Annotated in this window: 1 protein-coding gene; it reads left to right on the top strand. The window is 52.8% G+C overall.

The features are described from left to right. The first annotated feature begins 132 nt into the window (after positions 1–132). On the top strand, positions 133–1074 hold the full coding sequence (locus tag ABWQ00_RS16200) for a C1 family peptidase (RefSeq protein WP_353239690.1): 942 nt from the start codon (positions 133–135) through the stop codon (positions 1072–1074). The last annotated feature ends 90 nt before the right edge of the window (positions 1075–1164 follow it).

Here is a 1164-nt window from a genome sequence, read left to right as displayed (position 1 = left end):
CCCCAAAACCCCAAAACCCCGAGGTTGTTTTCTGACGTATTTAAGCGAGCATAGACATTAAGGTTGTAATTAATTTTTCACATGAGATCTTTCCTCGCACTCGCCCTCGCTGGCGCTGTTTCCGCAACCACTATGAACCAGAACGACTACAAGTTCATGAGATTCATCGTTGAGCACAACAAAGAGTACAACACCATTGAGGAGTTTAACATGCGCAAGTCCAACTTCCTCTTCATGGACGCTGAAATTGCCAAGCTTAACACGATGGTCAATGCCACTTCAGTCCACGGACACAACTACCTCTCGGACTTTACCCGTGCTGAATACCAGAACCTCCTTGGTCTCAAGAACATGCCAAAGCCCGACAGAACCAACAGACCCAAGCTGGAAGCCGCCAACGTTGTTGGTCTTCCCACCTCAGTCAACTGGGTCACTGCCGGCAAAGTCAATGCCATCAAGAACCAGGCCAACTGTGGATCATGCTGGTCCTTCTCCGCCAACGCGGCTTTGGAAAGCGCTCATGCCATCTTCCACTCTACTCTCCCCAACTTGTCTGAACAGCAGCTCGTCTCCTGCTCAGGCTCGTTCGGCAACCAAGGTTGCAACGGTGGCTGGTACTACTACGCCTGGGACTACGCCGTCGGCACTCCAATCACCTCGGAGACCACCTACCCATACACTTCGGGCGTAAACAATGTCACCGGCAGCTGCAAGTACGTTGCTGGCTCAGGCACTCTCTATGCACAAAGCCAAACCGATGTCGCCGGCAACACTACCGCCATCATGACCGCCATCGTTCAGCAGCCAGTCTCAGTTGCCATCCAGGCCGACACCACCACTTTCCAGTCGTACACCAGTGGTGTTATCACCAGCGCTGCTTGCGGCACCAACATCGACCACGCCGTCGCTGCCGTTGGTTACGGCACTGATGCCACCGCTGGCGGATACTACCTCGTCAGAAACTCCTGGGGCACCTCATGGGGAGACAAGGGTTACGTCAAGATCGGTCAGGCCTCCGGCGCAGGCATTTGCGGCATCAACCAGTACGTCGCATACCCCACCGTCAAGCCATGAGCACATTTAAAAAAATCCAATCAGTAGTACTAACTAGTAAATCAACTCATTATTTCATATACACTCCCAAGGGGTTTTGGGGTTTTGGGG

The organism is Limnohabitans sp. (assembly GCF_040400975.1).
Classification (GTDB): domain Bacteria; phylum Pseudomonadota; class Gammaproteobacteria; order Burkholderiales; family Burkholderiaceae_C; genus Limnohabitans_A.
The sequence above is the reverse complement of the archived record's forward strand: the minus strand, read 5'-3'. Positions and strand labels throughout refer to the sequence as shown.